We start from the raw sequence: 25,103 nt of genomic DNA, 5'->3' as shown, positions 1-25,103 counted from the left end.
CCTTTTCGAGGACCTGAATCATGTTGAAAGGCTACGGGGCCGTCATCCTCGATGGCGCATGGTTGACGCTTCAGCTCGCCTTGTCGTCCATGGCCTTGGCCATTGTTCTGGGTCTGATCGGGGTCGCGTTACGCCTGTCGCCGGTGCGCTGGTTGGCCTGGCTGGGTGACTTGTACTCCACGGTGATCCGCGGGATCCCCGACCTGGTGCTGATCCTGCTGATTTTCTACGGCGGCCAGGACCTGCTCAACCGCGTCGCGCCGATGCTGGGCTACGACGACTATATCGACTTGAACCCCTTGGCCGCCGGTATCGGCACCCTGGGTTTCATCTTTGGCGCCTACCTCTCGGAAACCTTCCGTGGCGCCTTCATGGCCATTCCCAAGGGCCAGGCCGAGGCCGGCCTGGCGTATGGCATGAGCAGCTTCCAGGTGTTCTTCCGGGTGATGGTGCCGCAGATGATCCGGCTGGCAATCCCCGGGTTCACCAACAACTGGCTGGTTCTCACCAAGGCCACTGCGCTGATTTCGGTGGTGGGCCTGCAAGACATGATGTTCAAGGCCAAACAGGCGGCAGACGCCACCCGCGAGCCTTTTACCTTCTTCCTCGCGGTGGCGGCGATGTACCTGGTGATCACCAGCGTGTCGTTGCTGGCCCTGCGTCATCTTGAGAAGCGCTACTCGGTAGGCGTAAGGGCGGCTGATCTATGATCTTCGACTACAACGTCATCTGGGAGGCCATGCCGCTGTACCTCGGCGGCCTGGTGACCACCCTCAAACTGCTCGCCATCTCGCTGTTCTTCGGCCTGCTCGCGGCCTTGCCCCTGGGCCTGATGCGCGTGTCCAAGCAGCCGATCGTCAATGGTGCGGCCTGGCTCTATACCTACGTGATTCGCGGCACGCCGATGCTGGTGCAGCTGTTCTTGATCTACTACGGCCTGGCCCAGTTTGACGCCGTGCGCGAAAGCTTCCTGTGGCCGCTGCTGTCCAGCGCCACCTTCTGCGCGTGCCTGGCGTTTGCGATCAACACCAGCGCCTACACCGCCGAGATCATTGCCGGCAGCCTCAAGGCCACGCCCAATGGCGAGATCGAGGCGGCCAAGGCCATGGGTATGTCGCGCTACAAGCTGTATCGCCGCATCCTGCTGCCGTCGGCCCTGCGCCGTGCGCTGCCGCAGTACAGCAACGAAGTGATCATGATGCTGCAGACCACCAGCCTGGCCTCCATCGTCACCCTCATCGACATCACCGGTGCCGCACGCACGGTGAACGCGCAGTTCTACCTGCCGTTCGAAGCTTATATCACCGCCGGCGTGTTCTACCTGTGCCTGACCTTCATCCTGGTGCGCCTGTTCAAGTTGGCCGAGCGCCGCTGGCTGAGCTACCTGGCGCCACGGAAGCACTGATATGGAACGTATCGATCACCGGTTGCCCTGGGGTCACCTGGGCTGCGAGCGCCAACTGAGCGTGTTCCGTTTCGGCAAGGGCGAGCGCAAGGCCTATATCCAGGCCAGCCTGCACGCCGACGAATTGCCCGGCATGCGCGCCGCGTGGGAGCTGAAAAAGCGTCTCGTCGAACTGGAACAGCAAGGTGCGCTCAATGGCGTGATCGAGCTGGTGCCAGTCGCCAACCCGATGGGCCTGGGCCAACTGCTGCAAGGCAGCCACCAGGGGCGTTTCGAGGTGGGCAGTGGCAAGAACTTCAACCGTGATTTTGTCGAGTTGAGCGAGCCGGTTGCCGCGTTGCTCAGCGACAGGTTGGGTGATGACCCCCACGCCAATGTGCGTTTGATCCGTCAGGCGATGAGCGATGTACTCCGCGCGTTGCCCGAGCCAAGCAGCCAGTTGCAAGGCATGCAGCGTATCTTGCTGAGCCACGCCTGCACCGCCGATGTGGTGCTCGACCTGCATTGCGACGCCGAAGCCGCACTGCACATGTATGCACTGCCGCAGCACTGGCCGCAGTGGCGTTCGCTGTCGGCGCATTTGAATGTGAAGGTCGGCCTGCTGGCGGAAGACTCCGGCGGCAGTTCGTTTGATGAAGCCTGCTCGCTGCCGTGGCTGCGCTTGTCCCAGGCGTTTCCCGCGGCACAGGTCCCGCTGGCCTGCCTGGCAACGACACTGGAGTTGGGTGGCCAGGCTGACACGGGCCGCGACGAAGCGATCTTCCACGCCGAAGGCATCCTCGCGTTCCTGGCCGAGCAGGGCCTGATCAAGGGCGAATGGCCGGCGCCACTGTACGAGCCGTGCGAAGGCCTGCCGTTTGAAGGCACCGAATTGTTGTTCGCGCCCCATGCCGGGGTGATCAGTTACCTGCGTAAAGCCGGTGATGTGGTCGAAAAAGGCGAGCCGATTTTTGAAGTGATTGACCCCCTGGAAGACCGCGTCAGCACGATCTGCGCGGGCACCTCGGGGGTGCTGTTTGCCGTTGAACGGCTACGTTATGCCCAAGCGGGTTTCTGGCTGGCCAAGGTGGCGGGGCGCGAAGCGCTGCGTCACGGGCGCTTGCTCAACGACTGACCACCTGTTTTTGTGAGAACCGACCGCATGTACAAACTTGAAGTCCAAGACCTGCATAAACGCTATGGCAGTCATGAAGTGCTCAAAGGTGTGTCCCTGGCCGCTGCGGCCGGTGATGTGATCAGCATCATCGGTTCCAGTGGTTCGGGCAAAAGTACCTTTTTGCGCTGCATCAACCTGCTGGAGCAACCCCACGCCGGCAAGATCCTGCTCAACAACGAAGAGTTGAAGCTGGTGGCCAACAAGGACGGCGCCATGAAGGCTGCCGATCCTAAACAGTTGCAGCGCATGCGCTCGCGCCTGTCCATGGTGTTCCAGCATTTCAACCTGTGGTCGCACATGACCGCGCTTGAAAACGTGATGGAAGCGCCGGTGCACGTGCTGGGCATGTCGAAGAAAGACGCCCGTGAAAAAGCCGAACACTACCTGGCCAAGGTCGGCGTGGGTCATCGCAAGGATGCGTTCCCCGGCCACATGTCCGGCGGCGAGCAGCAACGCGTGGCCATCGCCCGCGCCCTGGCGATGGAGCCGGAGGTGATGCTGTTCGACGAACCCACCTCGGCGCTGGACCCGGAACTGGTCGGCGAAGTGCTCAAAGTGATGCAGGACCTGGCCCAGGAAGGCCGCACCATGGTGGTGGTGACCCACGAAATGGGCTTTGCCCGTGAGGTGTCGAACCAGTTGGTGTTCTTGCACAAAGGCATCGTCGAAGAGCGTGGCAACCCGCGGGAAGTGCTGGTGAACCCCCAGTCCGAGCGCCTTCAACAGTTCCTGTCCGGCAGCCTGAAATAATGACCTCCTGTGAATAGGTAACCCCTGTGGGAGGGGGCAAGCCCCCTCCCACATTGGATATGCATCGTTTTTGAGATTTGTACTCGATTACGGGCTAGCATTGGCCCTTGTCTTCATTACTGTTACTGGCTTCGGATAGCACTCCCATGACCGCCCACAAAATTGGTTTCCTGATTTGGCCCAGCACAAAAGCCTTGACGCTTGCGCTGGCTGAGGAGGCCTTGCGCGTTGCCCAGCGGGTGCATCCGGAGGTGGTCTACGAGCTGTCGTTCCTGCAGGCCGAACCTCCCACTGACAATGCCTGGCAACTGCCGGGCGAGCCGTGGGCCGGCAAGCTCGAAGGTTTCCAGAAGCTGTTCCTGCTGGCGGATGAACCACCCACCGTCATTGCCTCGCAACTGAGCACGGCGCTCAAGCAGCTGGTTCGCGCCGGATGTGTGATCGGTGGTCTGTCGGCCGGTGTCTATCCGCTTGCCCAGCTCGGCCTGCTCGACGGCTACCGCGCCGCCGTGCACTGGCGTTGGCAGGATGATTTTGCCGAGCGTTTCCCCAAGGTCATCGCCACCAGCCATCTGTTCGACTGGGACCGCGACCGTCTCACCGCCTGCGGGGGCATGTCGGTGCTCGACCTGCTGCTGGCGGTGCTGGCCCGTGACCACGGCGCCGAACTGGCTGGCGCGGTGTCCGAAGAACTGGTGGTGGAGCGCATCCGCGAAGGCGGCGAGCGCCAACGCATCCCGCTGCAAAACCGCCTGGGCTCCAGCCATCCGAAGCTGACCCAGGCGGTGTTGCTGATGGAAGCCAACATCGAGGAACCGCTGACCACCGACGAAATTGCCCAGCACGTGTGCGTGTCGCGACGACAACTCGAGCGCATCTTCAAGCAATACCTCAACCGCGTCCCCAGCCAGTACTACCTGGAACTGCGCCTGAACAAGGCCCGCCAGATGCTCATGCAAACCAGCAAGTCGATCATCCAGATCGGCCTGTCGTGCGGCTTCTCCTCGGGGCCGCATTTCTCCAGCGCCTACCGCAACTTCTTCGGCGCCACCCCCCGTGAAGACCGCAACCAGCGGCGCAGCAGCAGCCCGTTCGAGCTGTCGTCGGTGCCGTCGGAACGCGGCTGAATACAGGCTTCACTCTTCTTCCCGACCCAAGGGTGGGATCAGTGGGTTGCCCTCGGCGTCCTGCCTGGCGGCCTCGACATGGAAAGCAAAGCCTGTACGCCGGTAATACTCCCTGAGCAACGCCAGGCTGTGTGGCGACAACGGGTTGCCGCGCAGGTCTGAATCGCTGTCGAGGGTGTATGAAATTTCCAGGAGAGACGCCGGCAACTGTTCGATGTGGTTGTTGCTCAGGTCCAGGGTGTGCAACACCGACGACTCCTGGAACACCCCTTCGGGGACGTGATGCAGTTGAGCATTGCGCAGGTGCAGTGAGCTCAATTGACGAAGCTGGCTCACATCCGGTGCGTGGCCGAGGGGGTTGTTGCTCAGGTCGATGAACTCGATGTCTTTCAAGTCCTCGAGTGCGCGGGCACTTTGCGGTGAAAGCGCAATGTTGCATTCGGACAGGTCCAGGGAGGACAGCTTGGGCATGTTGAATATCGAGGTGGGCAGGGTTTGCAGTGAGCACTTGTTGAGGGTCAGTGTCTCCAGCTGGGGGAAGCTGCCGAGTGTGCCATCGACCTGGGTCGTGATGCCGTCGCCGATCAGTTCGAAAGTGGACACGTGATTAAAGCGCGCGCGCAGTTGCGGCAGGGCCCCGAGTATTGGGGTATCGAGTATCAAACTGTGGGTCACCTCTTCGTCCAGGCTCTCTTCGTCTTCGATGCTCTCAAAACGCCAGGCTTGCTCGAGCAGGGTCTTGAAATCCTGCCGGATCAACTGTTGTTCGGCGCGTGCCTGTTCATCCATCAGCGTGCCGAGAATCGGGTGATGGGTCGGGACATCCAACACCCATTCGTTGAGGTCGGTGCCCAATTGCCGGTATTCCTCTTCGAGCAGGCTGATTTGGTTGGTAACGGCGTCCATGTCGCCAGGCAGTTTGAAGATGAACCGATGGATTTCGCTGTCGACGAAGGTGGGGTAAAGCTGTTGGATACGTTCGCGCTCGCCAGGGTTGGCTTCTGCCTTGAAGAACTCGCCGGTGCGTTGGCAATAGGTCTTGACCTGTTCCAGCGTCGGCTTGGACAACGGATTTCCCGACAGATCAATGCCTCGCACCGCAGTGTTGGGCAATGTGAAGGCGGCAGGGGGCAGGTTTTCGATCGCATTGTTGCTCAGGTCCACCGTGACGTGCTGATCGCTGCGCAGCAGACCCGCCGGCACCTCGCGCAGGCCGGTATTGCGCAACAGCACCCGGCGCAGGCTGGGCAATTGGCTGAAGTCGGGTGTGTGCGCCAAGGGGTTATGGTTCAGGTCCAGGAACGTCAGCCCCTTCATGCCTTCCAGGCCTTGCGCGGATGAGGCCGACAACATGATCGAACATCCGGGCAGGCTCAGGAATTCCAGGTGTTGCAGGCTGAGCAACGAGGCCGGCAGGTCCCCCAACGGTGCGTCCTGTATGGAGAGCGCGTGAACATTGGGAAAGCTGCGCAGGAACTGATCCAGGTGCAGGGGCCGTTGGTTGCCCTGTATGCGAAGCCCGCCGATGTGGTCGAACGTGATGCTCAGTTGCGGCAGTTCGCCTGCCAGGGTGGCGGGAATTTCCAGGGAGCCTACCTGGGTCTGCTGCGGGGTTTCGCGCCGCCAGCTTCGTTCCAGCAGGTCTTTGAGCGCCGCCCTGCGAGCCGTTTCCAGCTCGGGAAGCGCCGGTGCCTGGGCCCAGGCCTGCAACTTGTCCGTCAGTGTCTGGTAGTCGCCTGCCAGCCGTGCCAGCTCACGTCGTCCCGCTTCGATATCGCCGGGCAGGTTGAAGATGAATCGGTTGATCTGCTCTTCGCTGAATTTCGGAAACAACAGCTTGGCGTCGCGCCGGTCGGCCTGCAAGGCGCTGGCCTCGAAGCGGGTGCCGTGCCGCTGGTGATAGGCCTTGATCCTTTCAAGGGTTTCGCGGTTCAACGGGTTGCGCGAGAGGTCGAAGCGCAAGCTGGATTCAGGCGCAAGCTGGAAAATGCCATCTGGCAAGTGGCTGATCCGGTTGTTGCTCAACAGGGCGACTTGCAGCTCCGGATGGCTGAGCACGCCGGCCGGCAGGCGGTCGATATTGGTGCGCGACAAGTCCAGGGCGACCAGGTCAGGCATTGTTTCGACGCTGGGGACAAGACCCAACGGATTGCCGTGCAGGTCCAGCGAGCGCATCTGGTGCATGGCGGCCAACTGCGCCTGGCTTTGCGGGGTGAGGACGATCTGGCAGGTGTTCAGTTGCAGGGCGTTCAGGTCCGGCATCGACGTGATCTCCTGAGGCAGGCCCCGTAGAGGCGTGTTGATGACACTGAGTTGGCGCAGTTTGGGAAAGTGGCCCAGGAACGAGGACACCCCGCGCAAGTTGGCTGATCCGTTGAGGGACAGCAGAGAGACATGATCGAAATTGGCTTGCAGTCGTGGCATCTCGCCCAGGATGTTGCCATTGAGCTTGAGCGTGTGGCCGTCCCGCGCCGGGTCTTCGTAGTAGTTGTCGATCACTGTTTCACGCCGCCAGGCCGCTTTGAGCCGATGAGTCATCGCGGTGCGATTCTGTTTTTCCAGCTGGAGCTCCCACCGGTACAAGGCGTGTCCCGTCACCGGGTGATGGTGAGGGACATCGGCTTGCCAGGCCTGCAAGCCGCTGTCCAGTTGCGCATATTCCTCGGCCAGTTGCGCGAGCTTGGCTGCCGCTCCGCCGGGGTGTGCCTGCCAGTCTTGGATGAGCGCGTGCAACTGGCTGTCGTCCAGGCTTGGGTACAGGCTGCGTGCGCGCTGATGCAGACTCGCCGGACCACCCTCGATGGCGGGTTGGTGGGCGTAGCCGGCATCGTGACCGAGCAGTTGCAGGGTCTCGGTGGCCGGTTCGGGAGTGTCGCCCCCCAGCAGCACGCGCATTTCGTCGCGCGGCGGCGGGCGTTGGCGCAGGCGCTCGCGCAGTTCGTGGCCTTGATGAATGTCGATGTTCAGCTGCTCACGCTGGGCGTCAGGCAGGGCATGGAGAATGGCCGAGTACAGGTCGGTCTCGCCGCACAGGGGGCCTTTTTCGTCGTAGGCCACGTAGCGACCGCTGTCCAGGCGCACCAGGCTGCGGCGGATCGGTGCGTCGTCAGAGCCGACGCTGTGCCAGGCCTCGCCGTCGATGGACTGGTGCAGGGCTTGCAGGTTGATCTCCGTGGACCAGCCTGGCAGCACCCGCAATGCGCTCAAGGCCAGCAGGTCGGTGTCGAGGTTGACCTGTGAGTCCAGGTGCTGCCCTTCGTAGGCGCGGTTCAGGCGGACTTCGGTGAGCGCCGCCTGGGCCAACTGCGCCAGGCGTGGCGGTGTGCGCTGGGCGTGTAGCTCAAGCAGCTCTTCACCGGTGGCCTGGCCCAGCAATCGCTCGGCGACGGTGGCCGGCAAGCCGGGGGCTTCATCGGCCAACTGCCGGGCTTGGGGGTGTTCAGCGTGCTGCAAGGGCCCGTAGCGTGAGTCGAAAAGTGCGACGCGATGCTTGCGGGCGATCCCGGCAAGGGTTTTTCTCAGGTTGCGCGTGCGGGTTTCCAGGCTCAGTTGCGGGTCGCTGGCACGCTCGCCGAATTGTGCGCGGATCTCTTCCGGGGTCAGTGTCTGCAACACGGTCTTGAGCAGATCGCCGTTGCTCAGTTGCGCTTCGTGTATTTGTACCAGCGGCTTGGTCTGGTCGCCAAAGGTCCAGACCACGCGGCCCTGATCATCCAGAAAGCGCAAGCCCCGGGTGTGCGGCCAGGCGCCATTGGCGGTGAGCAATTGCAGCAGGTCCTGGGCGGCGATGCGGTTGTAGAGTGCCGGGTCATCGCTGCTCAGGCGTTCGATCAAGGTGTCCAGTTCCCGCTCGATCCTGAGTCGCGCCAGGGCATCATCCAACAGCGGCGGCAGCGGTTCGCTGTTGTGGTGCATCTTGCGCAGGATGGCTTCGTCGGTACCGCTCAGGGTCATGGCCAGTTGCCGGTCGGCGTCACTGAGGCCTTGCGCACGGTGGCCGAGACGGCCGAGCAAATCCGGGCCTTGCCATTGCAACGGCTGGTCGAGTTCGGTACGCCAGGTGCCCGCCTGGTTATGGATCAGCAGCGGTTGATAGGCGTCGGCCCGGCTCGGGTGCTTGAGCCGGTACTGTCCGTCTCCAGGAGACTTCTGCACGGCGTAAAACGAGCCTTCCAGCGGCAGGATCGATTCCTTGCGCACCGTATGCAGGCCCAGTTCGTCGATGCCCAGGTTCGGCGGCAACTGCAGGTTTTGCGCATAGGGGGCCAGGTCGGGTTTCCAGTAACGGCGGGCACCGCTGGCGAGGGTGACTGGTTTGAAGCGATCGATGAAGGCCAGTGTCTGTGGCGACATCAGCTTGCGCAACTCGGGTACGCCGATCTGCCCACCCGCCGTGAACAATCCCAGTTGAACCGCACTCTCCAGCAGGTTCATCAGGTGTGCGAAGGCCTCGCGGTCAAGTCCTTCAGCCCAGTCGACAATGCCTTCGAACACGTCGTCGAGCAGTTGATAGGCCATGTACGCGAGCATCAATTCCCCCAGCCCCGGAATAAACGGTGCGACCACCAGCAACGCTGCATTCACGATGGATGAAGCGACGTTGACGAAGCTGTCCCACAAGGCCCATCGCGCATTGCGATCCACGGTCGCGGTGGAGACGGCGAGGGTGCGGGCGTCGTTGAGCAACTGGTTGAGCCTGGACTGGTAGAGGTAGTCCCAGGGGGCGATGAGAATCGGGCTGGCGGTGAACTGCAATAACGGATCGTCGGTGGGGTCGGCGCGCCAGGGCGCCAGGCCGCTGCCGTATTCACTGGGATGCCAGGTGATTTTTTCCAGGCGTTGGCCCAGGTCGGCGAAAAACGCGCCGCGGTGCTCGTGGGCGACGAATCGGCTGAAGAACACCTGGTAATCGGCGGCGCGCAGTTGTCGGGTCAGCTCCTGCTTGAAGGCCAGGGGGGAGGGGTACTCCTTGAGCGGATGTTCCGGGTCGTCCGGCACATAGGCCACCATTCGTTGCACCGTGCGGGTGTTTTCGAGGTCCGGAGCGAAGAGCAGGATGCCGGTGAGGGGGGCCTCCATCATGCTGAAGTCATGTATATGCACGGCGCTTGAGCCAAGGCGCATGCCGGAAAGCCCGTCGATCAGGCCTTCGATCAACCGTGCATAGTCTTCCTGGATGTCGCCCCGGATCCGCGCCAATTGTACCGCCGCACGCAGAGCGGCTTTTTGGCTGGCGTCGACCTTGGCTTGCAGCACCGCGCCGGCGACCGGGTGGTCGACGCCGAGTTGCTCGCGCAGGTAGCCCATATAGCGCGCGCCGAGGTCGAGGTCACGACACAGTTGGGCGAACGCCGCGATGGGCAGGCGGCGCTTGATGGCGGGCAATGTGTCGAACTGGCCGTTGGCATCGGGTTGAGTGATGTAGGTGGAGTCCGGCTCATAGGCATCCGCCAGGGTCTCTTTGTGTTCGAAGTTATGCAGTGCGGCGTCCAGCAGGGACACGGTCCAGGCGCGCGCCCCGCCGGAACGTACCGTAAACCAGGGGATGGTCTGGGGGATGTAGAGGCGGATAAACGTGGTTTCCACCTCCAGTTCAAGGCCGGATTGGCGTTTCAAGGCGTCTTTGAGCAAGGGTATGGAGTAGGTCCTGGCGTCCTGGAGGTCCTTGAGGGCCAGGTCGACGCGGTTCTGTGCGTGCCAGTGGGCACCATTGAGCTGCTTGAGGGTTGCCTGTTGCGCAGCGTCGGTGGCGGGCAGGGGCAGGGGCGTGGCGTTTTTGAGGGCGGAGCGCTTGCTGGCGGACGCGTTGCCGAGCCAGGCCGGCAGTGCGCGGGTCAAGGGTTCGTAGTGGCGATCGGGATGGCTGCTTTGGGTGATTGCGGGTGCAGGGGGCGTTGGGGTCGTCATGCTCACATCCATGGAGGGCTTGAAAACCACGAGTTAATCAGTCACCTGCGCGCACCGGCCTTTAGATAGTTATGCCGAGCGTGCGCGCAGGTCTCACGTAATTGTGCGACAGCGTTTAAACTGCGCCATTGCGATGCTATTTGTCGCATTGGCGTAAACCCGCATAAAACGCGGGTTGGCGCTATAAGAAGTTGTCGCTTGGCGACAAGGCCCTACTGAAAACTGTCCTTACAATCCCTGCATCGCCCGCCAGTTCCAGGCAGGCGTTCCTCTTCAGGAGACTCCGATGTCCGTTGAGCAAGCCCCGGTGCAACGTGCCGATTTCGACCAGGTCATGGTTCCCAACTACGCACCTGCCGCCTTCATCCCCGTGCGTGGCGCAGGTTCCCGCGTGTGGGACCAGGCCGGTCGTGAGCTGATCGACTTTGCCGGCGGCATCGCGGTCAACGTATTGGGCCATGCCCATCCGGCGCTGGTTGGCGCGCTGACCGAACAGGCCAACAAGCTGTGGCACGTATCCAACGTGTTCACCAATGAGCCGGCGCTGCGCCTGGCGCATAAGCTGATCGACGCCACCTTTGCCGAGCGCGTGTTCTTCTGCAACTCCGGCGCCGAAGCCAACGAGGCCGCGTTCAAGCTGGCCCGTCGCGTCGCGTTCGACCGTTTCGGCACCGAGAAGTACGAGATCATCGCCGCGCTGAACAGCTTCCACGGCCGCACCCTGTTCACCGTCAACGTCGGTGGCCAGTCCAAGTACTCCGATGGCTTCGGGCCTAAAATCACCGGCATCACCCACGTTCCTTATAACGACCTGGCTGCGCTGAAAGCCGCCGTGTCGGACAAGACCTGCGCTGTGGTGCTGGAGCCGATCCAGGGCGAAGGCGGCGTACTGCCGGCCGAACTGGCCTACCTGCAAGGCGCCCGCGAGCTGTGCGACGCGAATAACGCCTTGCTGGTCTTTGACGAAGTACAGACCGGCATGGGCCGCAGCGGTCACCTGTTCGCCTACCAGCACTACGGCGTGACGCCGGACATCCTCACCAGCGCCAAGAGCCTGGGCGGCGGTTTCCCGATTGCGGCCATGCTCACCCGTGAAGACCTGGCCAAGCACCTGGTGGTCGGTACCCACGGCACCACCTACGGCGGCAACCCGCTGGCGTGCGCGGTGGCCGAGGCGGTGATCGACGTGATCAACACCCCTGAAGTGCTGGCTGGCGTGAACGCCAAGCACGACCTGTTCAAGGTGCGCCTGGAGCAGATCGGCAAGCAATACGGGATCTTCAACGAAGTGCGCGGCATGGGCCTGTTGCTCGGTTGCGTGTTGAGCGATGAGTTCAAAGGCAAGGCCAAGGACGTGTTCAACGCGGCCGAGAAGGAAAACCTGATGATCCTGCAAGCCGGCCCGGACGTGGTGCGTTTTGCGCCGAGCCTGGTGGTGGAAGACGCGGATATCCAGGAAGGCCTGGACCGTTTTGAACGTGCAGTGAAAACGCTGACTCAAGCCTGATACACACTTATTTGCCGGACCGTGTCATGTGGGAGGGGGCTTGCCCCCGATAGCGATGGGTCAGCCACCTGATTTATCAACTGACAGACTGCTATCGGGGGCAAGCCCCCTCCCACATTTGACCTGTGTTGAATCAGGAACTGTCCGGTATTTTTTCCTATGAGTTTTTCGAGTTAAGGAGTGACACCATGCTGGTGATGCGCCCCGCGCAAATGGCTGATCTGGGCGAGGTACAGCGTCTGGCTGCGGACAGCCCGATTGGTGTCACCTCCTTGCCGGACGACGTGGAACGCCTGAGCGACAAGATCGCCGCGAGCGAAGCGTCCTTCGCCGCCGAGGTGAGCTTCAACGGTGAAGAAAGCTATTTCTTCGTGCTCGAAGACACCGAGACCGGCAAGCTCGCCGGTTGCTCGGCCATTGTCGCGTCGGCCGGTTACTCCGAGCCGTTCTACAGCTTCCGTAACGAGACCTTCGTGCACGCCTCCCGCGAGCTGAAGATCCACAACAAGATCCACGTGCTTTCCCAGTGCCACGACCTTACCGGCAACAGCCTGCTCACCAGTTTCTACGTGGTGCCCGAGCTGGTCGGTTCGCCGTGGTCGGAACTCAATTCCCGTGGCCGCCTGCTGTTCGTCGCCAGCCACCCCGAGCGCTTTGCCGACTCGGTGGTGACCGAGATCGTCGGCTACAGCGACGAGAACGGTGACTCGCCGTTCTGGGACGCCATCGGCCGCAACTTCTTCGACCTCAATTACGCCGCCGCCGAGCGTCTGTGCGGGCTGAAAAGCCGCACTTTCCTCGCCGAGCTGATGCCGCATTACCCGATCTACGTGCCGCTGCTGCCGGACGAAGCCCAGGAAGCCATGGGCCAGGTGCACCCGCGTGCGCAGATCACCTTCGACATCCTGATGCGCGAAGGCTTCGAGACCGACCACTACATCGACATCTTCGACGGCGGCCCGACGCTGCACGCACGGGTATCGGGCATTCGCTCGATCGCCCAGAGCCGCGTGGTGCCGGTGAAGATCGGCGAGATGGTCAAGGGCGTCGGCCGCCAGTACCTGGTGAGCAACGCGCAATTGCAGGACTACCGTGCGGTGATGCTGGAGCTGGACTACGCGCCGGGTAAACCGGTGACGTTGGACCTGGCAGCGGCCGAGGCCTTGGGTGTTGGCGAAGGCGCGAGCGTGCGCCTGGTTGCGGTTTAAAAAGAGAGTTTCGCGGGTGGCTGACAACAGCGGCCCGTTCGAGGAGATAGCATGATCGTTCGTCCCGTACGCAGCAGCGATTTACCGGCCCTGATTGATCTGGCGCGCAGCACCGGCACCGGCCTCACCACCTTGCCGGCCAACGAAGAGCGCCTGACCCACCGCGTGGGCTGGGCGGAAAAAACCTTTCGCGGCGACGCCGGGCGGGGCGATGCCGACTACCTGTTCGTGCTGGAAAACGACGAAGGCCGTGTGGTGGGCATTTCCGCCATTGCCGGTGCCGTCGGCCTGCGTGAGCCCTGGTACAACTTCCGGGTCGGGCTGACCGTCAGCGCTTCCCAGGAGCTGAACATCTATCGCGAAATTCCGACGCTGTTCCTGGCCAACGACCTCACCGGCAATTCCGAACTGTGCTCGTTGTTCCTGCACGCCGATTACCGCAGCGGCCTCAACGGTCGCATGTTGGCCAAGGCGCGCCTGCTGTTCATCGCGGAATTCCCGCAGCTGTTCGGCAACAAGATCATCGCCGAGATGCGCGGGGTGTCCAACGACGCCGGGCGTTCGCCATTCTGGGAAAGCCTGGGTCGCCACTTCTTCAAGATGGAGTTCAGCCAGGCCGACTACCTGACCGGCGTGGGCAACAAGGCATTCATCGCCGAGCTGATGCCTAAGTTTCCGCTGTACAGCTGCTTCCTCTCCGAAGATGCGCGCAACGTGATCGGCAAGGTCCACCCGGACACCGAACCGGCGCTGAGCATGCTCAAGAGCGAAGGCTTCAGCTACCAGGGCTATGTCGACATCTTCGACGCGGGACCTGCGGTGGAGTGTGAGACCCAGAAGATCCGTGCCGTTCGCGACAGCCAGACACTGGTCTTGGCGATCGGCACCCCAGGTGACGACGCCACGCCGTTCCTGATCCATAACCGCAAACGCGAAGATTGCCGCATCACCGCCGCCCCGGCCCGCATGGCAGCCGGAACCCTGGTGGTCGACCCACAGACCGCCAAGCGTCTGCGCTTGGTGGTGGGTGATCAAGTGCGTGCCGTACCGTTGTCCGCTGCTCGGGAGTTGAAATAATGAATTCGCTGTATATCGCAGGTAGCTGGCTGGCTGGCCAGGGTGAGCTGTTTGAGTCGCGCAACCCGGTGACCCAACAGGTGCTGTGGGCCGGCAATGGCGCCACCGCCGAACAGGTCGAATCCGCCGTGCAGGCCGCGCGCCAGGCATTCCCGGCCTGGGCCAGGCGCCCGCTGGAAGAGCGCATCCACGTGCTGGAAACCTTCGCCGCCACCCTGAAACGTCGCGCCGACGCAATCGCCCGCTGCATCGGCGAGGAAACCGGCAAGCCGCTGTGGGAGTCGGCCACCGAAGTCACCAGCATGGCCAACAAGATCGCCATCTCGGTACAAAGCTACCGCGAGCGCACCGGCGAGAAGAGCGGCCCGCTGGGCGATGCCACCGCCGTATTGCGTCACAAACCCCACGGTGTGGTGGCGGTGTTCGGGCCTTACAACTTCCCTGGTCACCTGCCGAACGGGCATATCGTCCCGGCCTTGCTGGCGGGTAACACCGTGCTGTTCAAACCGAGCGAACTGACCCCTAAAGTCGCTGAGCTGACCGTGCAGTGCTGGATCGAAGCCGGCCTGCCGGCGGGCGTGCTGAACCTGCTGCAAGGCGCGCGGGAAACCGGCATCGCCCTGGCGGCCAACCCCGGCATCGACGGGTTGTTCTTCACCGGCTCCAGCCGCACCGGCAATCATCTGCACCAGCAGTTCTCTGGGCGCCCGGACAAAATCCTGGCCCTGGAAATGGGCGGCAATAACCCGCTGGTGGTCGACGAAGTGGCCGACGTGGATGCGGCGGTCTACACCATCATCCAGTCAGCCTTTATCTCGGCTGGCCAGCGTTGCACCTGTGCCCGTCGCCTGTTGGTGCCGGAAGGCGCCTGGGGCGATACGTTGCTGGCGCGTCTGGTGGCGGTCAGCGCGACGATCGAAGTCGGTGCGTTCGACCAGCAACCGGCGCCGTTCATGGGCTCGGTGATTTCCCTTGGCGCCGCCAAAGCCTTGATGGACGCCCAGGAATTGATGTTGGCCAATGGCGCCGTAGCGCTGCTGGAGATGACCCAGCCACAGGACCAGGCCGCGTTGCTCACGCCGGGCATCATCGACGTGACCGGTGTGACCGAGCGCGAAGACGAGGAGCTGTTCGGCCCCTTGTTGCAGGTGATCCGCTACGCTGACTTCGAAGCGGCGATTGCCGAGGCCAACAACACCCAATACGGCCTGGCCGCGGGCTTGTTGTCGGATTCCGAAGCGCGTTACCAGCAGTTCTGGCTGGAAAGCCGCGCCGGCATCGTCAACTGGAACAAACAGCTGACCGGCGCCGCGAGCACCGCACCGTTCGGCGGGGTAGGGGCGTCGGGTAATCATCGTGCCAGTGCCTACTACGCGGCGGATTATTGTGCGTACCCGGTGGCCTCGCTTGAGACCCCGAGCCTGGTGGTGCCTGCCACGCTGACCCCCGGCATCACACTGATCTGAATGTGGGAGGGGGCTTGCCCCCCATTTTGATCTCTGTAGTACTGAAGATTGCCTATAAAAACAGATGTTCGTGGAGCCTCGCCGATGAAATCCTATGAAGTCAATTTTGACGGTCTAGTGGGGCCGACCCATAACTACGGCGGTTTGTCCTTCGGCAACGTCGCGTCCCAGAGCAACAGCCAGCAGCATTCCAACCCGAAGGAAGCGGCGTTGCAGGGCCTGCAGAAAATGAAAGCCCTGATGGACATGGGCTTTGTACAAGGTGTGTTGGCGCCCCAGGAACGTCCTGACGTGGCCGCCTTGCGCAACCTGGGTTTTAGCGGCACCGACGCGCAAGTGATCCAGCAGGCGGCCAAAGACGCTATGCCGTTGCTGGTCGCGAGTTGCTCCGCGTCGAGCATGTGGGTGGCCAACGCCGCCACCGTCAGCCCGAGTGCCGATACGGCGGATGGTCGCGTGCATTTCACTGCCGCCAACCTCAATTGCAAGTACCACCGCAGCATCGAACACCCGACCACCAGTCGTGTGCTGGGGGCGATGTTTGCCGATCGGAAGCACTTCGCCCACCACGCCGCGTTGCCTGCCGTGGCGCAGTTTGGCGATGAAGGTGCGGCTAACCACACGCGTTTCTGCCGTGAGTACGCAGAGGCGGGCGTCGAGTTTTTCGTGTTTGGTCGCAGCGCGTTCGACCCCCGCTACCCGGCGCCCCAGAAGTACCCGGCGCGCCAGACCCTCGAAGCCTCCCAGGCCGTCGCGCGCTTGCACGGTTTGAAGGATGACGGCGTGGTCTACGCCCAGCAGAACCCGGCGGTGATCGATGCCGGCGTGTTCCACAACGACGTGATCGCGGTGGGTAACGGCGAAGTGCTGTTCTACCACGAGGACGCATTCCTCAATACCGAACAGATGCTCGGCGAGCTGCAAGGCAAACTGGCCAGGCTGGGCGGCAACTTCCAGTCGGTGTGCGTGCCCCGCGCCCAGGTCAGTGTCGAGGACGCGGTGCGTTCCTACCTGTTCAACAGCCAGCTGCTGAGCCGCGCCGATGGTTCGATGCTGCTGATCGTGCCGGAAGAATGCCGCGCCAACGAACGCGTCTGGCAGTACCTGCAAAACCTGACCGCTGCCGGCGGCCTGATCCGCGAAGTGAAGGTGTTCGACCTCAAGCAAAGCATGCAGAACGGCGGTGGCCCGGCGTGCCTGCGGTTGCGCGTGGCCTTGAACGAAACGGAGCTGGCGGCGGTGAATCCAGGCGTTATCATGACCGCGCCGTTGTACGACACCCTGACCCAGTGGGTCGGCAAGCACTACCGTGACAGCCTGCGCGAAAGCGACCTGGCTGATCCACAATTGCTGCTTGAGTGCCGGACGGCACTGGATGAACTGACGCAAATCCTTAAACTGGGCGCGGTTTATCCTTTCCAGATCAATTAACGCCGTACGGCTGAGAACTATCTATTATGACCACCGACACCCTGAAACTGATTCTTGAATACACCGACGGCACCCAGCTGGAAACTTCCTGCACCCGCGTCGCCGTGGTCTGGCAGGGCAAGGAAATCTGGATCCAGCACGACGGCCGTGGCCAACTGCTGATCGGCGTGGACGTGGAAGAGGGCGACGCCGAATACGCCAACCTGCTGATGCGCCCGCTGGCCACCAACCTGATGAGCCTGCAACTGGAAATGGAACCGGCCGATGTTGAAGGTGATGACGACGATCACGTCCATGGCCCAGGCTGCAACCACTAAGGAAGCTGCGTATGCTCGCCCTTGGCAAACTGCTTGAACTGACCCTCGCCGGTCGTGAACCGGCGCAAAAAATTCAACTGACTGTCGACGGCGTGCAGATGCGCTGGCTCAGCGAGGGCGCACTTGAAGTGCGCCCGCCTGAAGTGAAGGACAACGGCAGCGACCTGCTGCTGTCGTCCGGCATCCATGGCAACGAAACCGCGCCGATCGAACTGCTCGACCGCCTGTTGCATGGCATTGCCCGTGGGGAGATCAAGCCCCGTACCCGTATTCTGTTCCTGTTCGGCAACCCCGAGGCCATGCGCCGCGGCGAGCGTTACCTCGAACTGGACGTCAACCGGCTGTTCAACGGCCGGCATGAAAAAAACATCGGCCCGGAGGCCATGCGCGCCGCCGAGCTGGAGCAACTGGCCCGCAGCTTTTTCAGCCTGCCGGGCCGCTCACGCCTGCATTACGACCTGCACACGGCTATTCGTGGTTCGAAGATCGAGCAGTTTGCCCTGTACCCGTGGAAAGAAGGTCGCCAGCATTCACGCCATGAGCTGGCGCGCCTGAACGCTGCCGGCATGCAAGCAGTGTTGCTGCAGAACAAGACGTCGATTACCTTCACCGCGTTTACCTACGAACAACTCGATGCCGAGGCGTTCACCCTGGAATTGGGCAAGGCGCGGCCGTTCGGGCAAAACCAGGGCGTGGACGTGTCCCGCCTGGAAACACGCCTCAAGCAAATCATCGAAGGCACCGAGCCGACGACTGACAGCCTCGACGGCCTGCAATTGTTTGCCGTCTCCCGTGAAGTCATCAAGCACAGCGACGCCTTCCTGCTGCACCTGCCGGCAGACGTGGAAAACTTCTCGCCGTTGGCCCAGGGCTACCTGCTGGCCGAAGACGTGGCCAAGACCCGCTGGGTGATCGAGGAGGAGGGCGCGCGCATTATCTTCCCCAACCCGAAGGTGAAGAATGGTCTGCGGGCGGGGATATTGATTGTGCCGACGACGGACGTCGGCTTGGCCTGAAGCTCAAACCCTCATCCGATCCAAATGTGGGAGGGGGCTTGCCCCCGATGAGGATGTCTCAGTCACTGTATGTGTTTCTGATCCGCCGCCATCGGGGGCAAGCCCCCTCCCACATTTTGCTTTGCCGTGTTGCTTAGACCGCTACCGCGCGTGGCTCGCTACGGCGAATCGCGCGGACCTTGTGCAAAGTGTCGGCGCACGTACGTGCAGCTTCCTGGCCCTTGTGCACGAAGTGCTCGTAGAAGAAGGTCTGGTGTTCGCTGCCGGCGTGGAAGTGATGCGGGGTCAGGGACACCGAAAACACCGGCACTTCGGTTTCCAGCTGCACCTGCATCAGGCCGCTGACCACCGATTGGGCGACGAATTCGTGGCGGTAGATGCCACCGTCCACCACCAGCGCGGCGGCGACGATACCAGCGTAACGGCCGGTCTTGGCCAGCAGCTTGGCGTGCAGCGGCATTTCAAAGGCGCCGCCGACTTCGAAGAAGTCGATATCCGATTCCTGGTAGCCCTGGGCGATGATCTCGGCGAGGAAGCCTTTACGGCTCTGGTCGACAATTTCCTTGTGCCAGCAAGCCTGGATAAACGCGATACGTTCGCCGTGATGGTGCTTGGCTTTGCTGTCGATTGCGGTGGGTTGCATGTTCTGACTCCTGTTTAAGAAAAAAACAGGGCGTTATGAATCGAATGGGATTTAAGGGTACGCAAGCACACATCGTGCGCGGCCCTCAGGTGCCAATCCCGTTCTCTCTTCATCCGGACTATGACCGTCGGCCCCGGGATCACACCGGGTCTGCTGACCTTGTCGCCGTCCTGCGTGAGCAGTTCGAGGCGCCAAGCGCTCGCGGGCTATACACATTGCGTGTAATTACCGCCGGTGGGGAATTGCACCCCGCCCTGAGAACGTTGCCGCCAGAACCCTGGCGGCGGAGAGTTTTTAACACGGTTTTTCGAAAACTGCACGACCGCGATATCGATAAGCTATATCGGTTTGTTTGGTTGGTATTCGATTGAATTCAGTTGGGGCTTGATATTGTGTGGCGTTGCCCGCAGTAATCACTCACAAAAGGACCTTACTGAACCCTCGAGAGGCTTGTTTCATGTCTGTGATCGACCTGCGCAGCGACACCGTGACCCAACCTACCCCCGGCATGCTCGACGCGATGGCCACCGCCGCCAGCGGTGACGACGTGTATGGTGAAGACCCCAGCGTCAACCGGCTGGAGGCCGAACTGGCCAAGCGCCTGGGCTTCGCCGCTGCGTTGTTCGTGCCCACCGGCACCATGAGCAATCTGCTGGCGTTGATGGCCCACTGTGAGCGCGGCGAGGAATACATCGTCGGCCAACAGGCCCACACCTACAAATACGAAGGTGGCGGGGCAGCCGTGCTCGGTTCGATCCAGCCGCAGCCACTGGACGTGCAGGCGGACGGCTCTCTGGACCTGGACCAGGTGCTGGCGGCAATCAAGCCTGACGACTTCCACTTTGCCCGTACCCGGCTGTTGGCGCTGGAAAACACCATGCAGGGCAAGGTGCTGCCGCTGGAGTACCTGGCCAAAGCCCGCGCGTTTACCCGGGAGCATGGCCTGGCCCTGCATTTGGATGGCGCACGGCTCTACAACGCAGCGGTGAAGCTGGGGGTGGACGCACGGGAGATCGCCCGGCATTTCGATTCTGTGTCGGTGTGCCTGTCCAAGGGCCTCGGCGCGCCGGTCGGCTCGGTGCTGTGCGGTTCCACGGCGCTGATCGCCAAGGCCCGGCGTTTGCGCAAGATGGTCGGCGGCGGCATGCGTCAGGCCGGATCCCTGGCAGCAGCGGGGCTGTACGCTCTGGATCACCAGGTGCAGCGCCTGGCCGACGACCACGCCAATGCGCAATGGCTGGGGGATGAATTGCGCAAGGTGGGTTACGAGGTGGAGCCGGTGCAGACCAACATGGTCTATGTGCAGATCGGCGACCAGGCCCAGGCCTTGAAGGCGTTTGCCGCCGAACGCGGGATCAAGCTGAGCGCCGCGCCACGCTTGCGCATGGTCACTCATTTGGATGTGAGCCGGGCGCAGGTCGAGCAAGTGCTCGCGACATTCGTCGAATTTTCGCGCAAATGACTGTGCAGACCGTCTAATTGAGCCTCTCTATCGCATAAACACGCTGTACCACCGGCAAAGGGCCGATATAATGCGGCCCTTTGCCGTCGCTCCGTCTGATGATGTTGCGCACTGGCCTTTGGCCGCAGCCTCCGTGGAAGAACCTAATGAAAAGCGCAGAAATCCGTGAAGCCTTCCTTCGCTTCTTCGAAGAGCAAGGTCACACCCGTGTCTCCTCCAGCTCCTTGATCCCAGGCAATGACCCTACCCTGCTGTTCACTAACGCGGGGATGAACCAGTTCAAGGACTGCTTCCTGGGCCAGGAAAAGCGCGCCTACACTCGCGCCGTCAGCAGCCAGAAATGCGTACGCGCCGGTGGCAAGCACAACGACCTGGAAAACGTCGGCTACACCGCTCGTCACCACACCTTTTTCGAAATGCTCGGCAACTTCAGCTTTGGCGATTATTTCAAGCAAGACGCGATCAACTTCGCCTGGACCTTCCTGACGGGCGTGCTGAAGCTGCCGAAGGAAAAACTCTGGGTCACCGTCTACGCCAGCGATGACGAAGCGTATGACATCTGGACCAAGGAAGTCGGCGTGCCGGCTGAGCGCATGGTGCGCATCGGCGACAACAAAGGCGCGCCGTACGCCTCCGACAACTTCTGGACCATGGGCGATACCGGCCCGTGCGGCCCTTGCACCGAGATCTTCTACGACCACGGCGCTGACATCTGGGGCGGCCCACCGGGCTCGCCGGAAGAAGACGGCGACCGTTACATCGAGATCTGGAACAACGTGTTCATGCAGTTCAACCGCACCGCCGATGGCGTGTTGCATCCGTTGCCAGCGCCGTCGGTGGACACCGGCATGGGCCTGGAGCGGATCAGTGCGGTGATGCAGCACGTGCACTCCAACTACGAGATCGACCTGTTCCAGAGCCTGCTGGCCGCTGCGGCCAAGGCCATTGGTTGTACCAATGAAGACCAGGCCTCGCTCAAGGTAGTGGCTGACCACATCCGTTCCTGTGGCTTCCTGATTGCCGACGGCGTGCTGCCGTCCAACGAAGGCCGTGGCTACGTGCTGCGTCGCATCATCCGTCGTGCCTGCCGTCACGGTAACAAGCTGGGCGCCAACGGCAGTTTCTTCTATCAGATCGTCGCGGCGCTGGTCGCCGAGATGGGCGAGGCCTTCCCGGAACTCAAGCAGAACCAGGCGCATATCGAGCGCGTGCTCAAGGCTGAAGAAGAGCAGTTCGCCAAGACCCTGGAGCAGGGCCTGAAGATCCTCGAGCAAGATCTCGCCAACCTGCAAGGCTCTGTGGTGCCGGGCGACGTGGTGTTCAAGCTCTACGATACCTACGGTTTCCCGATGGACCTGACCGGCGACATCGCCCGTGAGCGCAACCTGACCCTCGACGAGGAAGGTTTCGAGCGTGAGATGGAAGCCCAGCGCGTGCGCGCACGGTCGGCCAGCTCGTTCGGCATGGACTACAACAGCCTGGTCAAGGTTGACGTAGCCACTGAATTCACCGGCTACAAGGCTACCAGCGGTTCGGCCAAGGTGGTTGCCCTTTATAAGGATGGCCAGTCGGTTGATGTACTGAATGAAGGCGATGACGGTGTTGTGGTTCTGGACCAGACCCCGTTCTACGCCGAATCCGGTGGCCAGATTGGCGACTGCGGTTTCCTCAAGGCGACTTCGGGTCGTTTTGATGTGCGTGATACCACCAAGACCGGCGGTGCGTTCCTGCACCACGGTGTGTTGGCGTCGGGCAGCCTGACTATCGGTTCGTCGGTCGAAACCCAGGTGGACGCCGACGTGCGCCACGCCACATCGCTGAACCACTCGGCCACGCACTTGTTGCACGCCGCGCTGCGTCAGGTTCTGGGCGAGCACGTGCAGCAGAAGGGGTCGTTGGTGGACAGCCAGCGCCTGCGTTTCGACTTCAGCCACTTTGAAGCGATCAAGCCTGAGCAGATCAAGGCCCTGGAAGACATCGTCAACGCCGAGATTCGCAAGAACACGGCGGTAGAAACCGAAGAAACCGATATCGAGACCGCCAAGGCCAAGGGCGCCATGGCGCTGTTCGGCGAGAAGTACGGCGACAGCGTGCGCGTACTGAGCATGGGCGGCGACTTCTCGGTGGAACTGTGTGGCGGTATCCACGCCAACCGGACCGGCGACATCGCCCTGCTGAAAATCATCAGCGAAGGCGGCGTAGCCTCCGGCGTGCGTCGTATCGAAGCGGTGACCGGCGCTGCGGCCCTGGCCTACCTGAATGCGGCGGAAGAACAACTCAAGGAAGCGGCCAGCCTGGTCAAGGGCAGCCGCGACAATCTGATCGACAAGCTGTCCGCTGTGCTGGAGCGCAACCGCGCCCTGGAGAAACAGCTGGAGCAGTTGCAGGCCAAGGCGGCCAGCGCGGCCGGCGACGACCTGTCGGCTTCGGCGGTGGACGTCAAGGATGTGAAAGTCCTGGCTGCACGCCTGGACGGCCAGGACGGCAAGGCGCTGTTGGCCTTGGTCGATCAGTTGAAGAACAAGCTCGGCCGCGCAGTGATCCTGCTCGGCGGTGTCCATGAGGATAAGGTCGTTCTGGTTGCGGGTGTGACCAAAGACCTGACTGGCCAACTCAAAGCCGGTGATTTGATGAAGCAAGCCGCCGCGGCAGTGGGCGGGAAGGGTGGTGGTCGTCCGGACATGGCGCAAGGCGGTGGTGTAGACGCCGGCGCCCTGGACGCGGCCCTGGCCCTGACCGTGCCGTTTGTCGAGGCAGGTATTTAAGGCACTGTTAACCGGCCCGTGGTCTAGTCACGGGCCGGTGTGGTGCTGGTTGATTGGATATTAGGCGCCCCTTTACGGGCTGAGGCGGCTTAGAAATGGCTTTGATCGTACAGAAATTTGGAGGCACCTCGGTCGGCTCTGTCGAAAGAATCGAGCAGGTGGCCGACAAGGTTAAGAAGTTCCGCGATGCCGGCGACGACCTGGTGGTGGTGCTGTCGGCCATGAGCGGCGAGACCAATCGCCTGATCGATCTGGCCAAGGCAATCAGCGGTGACCAACAGCCGCTGCCGCGTGAGCTGGATGTGATCGTGTCCACCGGCGAGCAGGTGACCATCGCGTTGCTGGCCATGGCGTTGAATAAGCGCGGTGTGCCGGCGGTGTCCTACACTGGCAGCCAGGTGCGCATCCTCACCGACAGCGCGCATACCAAGGCGCGTATCCTGCAGATTGACGATCAGAAAATCCGTACGGACCTGAAAGCCGGGCGCGTGGTAGTTGTAGCAGGCTTCCAGGGTGTGGACGAGCAGGGCAACATCACCACCCTCGGGCGTGGCGGTTCGGACACCACCGGCGTGGCGCTGGCAGCGGCCCTCAAGGCTGATGAATGCCAGATCTACACCGATGTGGATGGCGTCTACACCACCGACCCGCGTGTGGTGTCCGTGGCCCAGTGCCTGGACAAGATCACCTTTGAAGAGATGCTGGAAATGGCCAGCCTTGGTTCCAAGGTGTTGCAGATCCGTGCGGTGGAATTCGCCGGCAAGTACAACGTTCCGCTGCGCGTATTGCACAGCTTCAAAGAGGGTCCGGGCACCCTCATTACTATTGATGAAGAGGAATCCATGGAACAGCCGATCATTTCCGGTATCGCTTTCAACCGTGATGAAGCCAAGCTGACTATCCGTGGCGTGCCGGATACCCCGGGCGTGGCGTTCAAGATCCTGGGTCCTATCAGCGGTGCGAACATCGAAGTCGACATGATCGTGCAGAACGTTTCGCACGATAACACCACCGATTTCACCTTCACTGTGCACCGCAACGAGTACGATGCGGCCGAGCGGATCTTGCAGAACACTGCCAAGGAAATCGGCGCCCGTGAAGTGGTCGGCGATACCAAGATTGCCAAGGTGTCGATCGTGGGCGTGGGCATGCGTTCCCATGCCGGCGTTGCCAGCCGCATGTTCGAGGCACTGGCCAAGGAAAGCATCAACATCCAGATGATCTCCACCTCGGAAATCAAAGTCTCGGTGGTGATCGAAGAGAAGTACCTGGAGCTGGCTGTACGCGCTCTGCATACCGCTTTTGAGCTGGACGCTCCGGCCCGACAGGGCGAGTGACGCAGTGCCTGAAAGGCGCGGTTTACCGCGCCTTTCCTTTTTTTGTCGGGCGCATGTTCTTTTGCGCGCGCTCGACAATACTTAGGCGGTAGGGCTATGGCCTTTGGGTTGTAGGCCGAAGGCCTTTTTTTTGCAGACTGTTGTTCCTGAACTGAAATGCGTGAGGAGAAAGGTATGCTGATTCTGACTCGTCGTTGCGCAGAAAGCCTGATTATCGGTGATGGCGAAATCACCGTGACCGTGCTCGGCGTCAAAGGCAATCAAGTACGTATCGGGGTTAACGCTCCGAAAGAGGTAGCGGTGCACCGCGAGGAAATTTACCTGCGGATCAAGAAAGAGAAGGACGAAGAACCAAGCCTTTAATTTTTATCGTTTTTTATGTTTGCAAACGGGGATGAACGTGGTTAATATACGCCCCGTGTTGCGGAGAGCTGGCCGAGTGGCCGAAGGCGCTCCCCTGCTAAGGGAGTACACCTCAAAAGGGTGTCGGGGGTTCGAATCCCCCGTTCTCCGCCATTATTTGCTTAGT

18 protein-coding genes, 1 tRNA gene and 1 riboswitch are annotated in these 25,103 nt (G+C 61.8%); of the genes, 17 read left to right on the top strand and 2 right to left on the bottom strand.

The annotated features are described in order from the left end of the window. Positions 1-20 precede the first annotated feature (20 nt). From K5K89_RS22530 to K5K89_RS22510, 5 genes are all read left to right on the top strand, one after another. Entirely contained in the window at positions 21-710 is a 690-nt protein-coding gene (locus K5K89_RS22530) for an ABC transporter permease (protein WP_010208305.1), read from the top strand. After that, a complete protein-coding gene (locus tag K5K89_RS22525) occupies positions 707-1,405 on the top strand; it encodes an ABC transporter permease (RefSeq protein WP_058426872.1) in 699 nt (232 codons plus the stop codon). The genes K5K89_RS22530 and K5K89_RS22525 overlap by 4 nt, the downstream gene beginning before the upstream one ends. Before the next feature lies 1 nt (position 1,406). Beyond that, positions 1,407-2,519, top strand: coding sequence for a succinylglutamate desuccinylase/aspartoacylase family protein (locus tag K5K89_RS22520; protein WP_222540296.1), 1,113 nt, complete (start codon positions 1,407-1,409; stop codon positions 2,517-2,519). A 27-nt stretch (positions 2,520-2,546) separates the two neighbouring features. Then, complete coding sequence (locus tag K5K89_RS22515) at positions 2,547-3,311, top strand: ABC transporter ATP-binding protein (protein WP_003214336.1); 765 nt, start codon at positions 2,547-2,549, stop codon at positions 3,309-3,311. 146 nt (positions 3,312-3,457) lie between these two features. Next, positions 3,458-4,438 carry a GlxA family transcriptional regulator gene (locus K5K89_RS22510; protein WP_071490552.1) on the top strand — a complete coding sequence of 327 codons (981 nt, stop codon included), beginning with the start codon at positions 3,458-3,460 and terminating at the stop codon, positions 4,436-4,438. 9 nt (positions 4,439-4,447) lie between these two features. On the opposite strand, the gene K5K89_RS22505 is transcribed toward K5K89_RS22510, so the two are convergent. After that, on the bottom strand, positions 4,448-10,345 hold the full coding sequence (locus K5K89_RS22505) for a dermonecrotic toxin domain-containing protein (protein ID WP_222540295.1): 5,898 nt from the start codon (positions 10,343-10,345) through the stop codon (positions 4,448-4,450). Between the two features lie 286 nt (positions 10,346-10,631). Between K5K89_RS22505 and K5K89_RS22500 the strand changes: the two genes are divergently transcribed. The 7 genes from K5K89_RS22500 to astE all read left to right on the top strand — a co-directional run bounded on the left by K5K89_RS22500 (position 10,632) and on the right by astE (position 18,367). Next, positions 10,632-11,852, top strand: a complete 1,221-nt coding sequence (locus tag K5K89_RS22500) for an aspartate aminotransferase family protein (protein ID WP_222540294.1) — start codon at positions 10,632-10,634, stop codon at positions 11,850-11,852. 188 nt (positions 11,853-12,040) lie between these two features. Then, positions 12,041-13,060 carry an arginine/ornithine succinyltransferase subunit alpha gene (gene aruF / locus K5K89_RS22495; protein WP_003175655.1) on the top strand — a complete coding sequence of 340 codons (1,020 nt, stop codon included), beginning with the start codon at positions 12,041-12,043 and terminating at the stop codon, positions 13,058-13,060. Positions 13,061-13,111: 51 nt separating this feature from the next. After that, a complete protein-coding gene (gene astA, locus K5K89_RS22490) occupies positions 13,112-14,137 on the top strand; it encodes an arginine N-succinyltransferase (protein ID WP_222540293.1) in 1,026 nt (341 codons plus the stop codon). Next, positions 14,134-15,603: a succinylglutamate-semialdehyde dehydrogenase gene (gene astD / locus K5K89_RS22485; RefSeq protein WP_222541745.1), complete on the top strand. Its 1,470-nt coding sequence runs from the start codon at positions 14,134-14,136 to the stop codon at positions 15,601-15,603. Before astA ends, astD begins: the two co-directional genes overlap by 4 nt. An 84-nt stretch (positions 15,604-15,687) precedes the next feature. Next, positions 15,688-17,034: an N-succinylarginine dihydrolase gene (gene astB / locus K5K89_RS22480; protein ID WP_222540292.1), complete on the top strand. Its 1,347-nt coding sequence runs from the start codon at positions 15,688-15,690 to the stop codon at positions 17,032-17,034. Positions 17,035-17,060: 26 nt separating this feature from the next. After that, positions 17,061-17,351: a topoisomerase II gene (locus tag K5K89_RS22475; RefSeq protein ID WP_222540291.1), complete on the top strand. Its 291-nt coding sequence runs from the start codon at positions 17,061-17,063 to the stop codon at positions 17,349-17,351. Between the two features lie 11 nt (positions 17,352-17,362). Beyond that, a complete protein-coding gene (gene astE, locus K5K89_RS22470) occupies positions 17,363-18,367 on the top strand; it encodes a succinylglutamate desuccinylase (protein ID WP_222540290.1) in 1,005 nt (334 codons plus the stop codon). 133 nt (positions 18,368-18,500) lie between these two features. Here astE and K5K89_RS22465 read toward each other — a convergent pair whose 3' ends face one another. After that, on the bottom strand, positions 18,501-19,010 hold the full coding sequence (locus K5K89_RS22465; protein WP_071490545.1) for a 6,7-dimethyl-8-ribityllumazine synthase: 510 nt from the start codon (positions 19,008-19,010) through the stop codon (positions 18,501-18,503). 96 nt (positions 19,011-19,106) lie between these two features. Next, positions 19,107-19,276, bottom strand: a riboswitch (FMN riboswitch). 191 nt (positions 19,277-19,467) lie between these two features. On the opposite strand from K5K89_RS22465, the gene ltaE reads away from it, so the two are divergent. The 5 genes from ltaE to K5K89_RS22440 all read left to right on the top strand — a co-directional run bounded on the left by ltaE (position 19,468) and on the right by K5K89_RS22440 (position 25,090). After that, a complete protein-coding gene (gene ltaE, locus K5K89_RS22460) occupies positions 19,468-20,472 on the top strand; it encodes a low-specificity L-threonine aldolase (protein WP_071490544.1) in 1,005 nt (334 codons plus the stop codon). Positions 20,473-20,618: 146 nt separating this feature from the next. Continuing rightward, a complete protein-coding gene (alaS, locus tag K5K89_RS22455; RefSeq protein ID WP_071490543.1) occupies positions 20,619-23,237 on the top strand; it encodes an alanine--tRNA ligase in 2,619 nt (872 codons plus the stop codon). 95 nt (positions 23,238-23,332) lie between these two features. Then, positions 23,333-24,574 (top strand): aspartate kinase, encoded by a 1,242-nt coding sequence (locus tag K5K89_RS22450; RefSeq protein ID WP_222540289.1) that lies wholly within the window; start codon positions 23,333-23,335, stop codon positions 24,572-24,574. A gap of 174 nt (positions 24,575-24,748) precedes the next feature. After that, positions 24,749-24,937 (top strand): carbon storage regulator CsrA, encoded by a 189-nt coding sequence (gene csrA / locus K5K89_RS22445; RefSeq protein ID WP_003175645.1) that lies wholly within the window; start codon positions 24,749-24,751, stop codon positions 24,935-24,937. A gap of 62 nt (positions 24,938-24,999) precedes the next feature. After that, a tRNA-Ser gene (locus tag K5K89_RS22440) sits at positions 25,000-25,090 on the top strand. The last annotated feature ends 13 nt before the right edge of the window (positions 25,091-25,103 follow it).

The organism is Pseudomonas sp. DR208 (genome assembly GCF_019823005.1).
Classification (GTDB): domain Bacteria; phylum Pseudomonadota; class Gammaproteobacteria; order Pseudomonadales; family Pseudomonadaceae; genus Aquipseudomonas; species Aquipseudomonas extremorientalis.
This window is presented reverse-complemented; position numbering and strand designations above follow the sequence as displayed.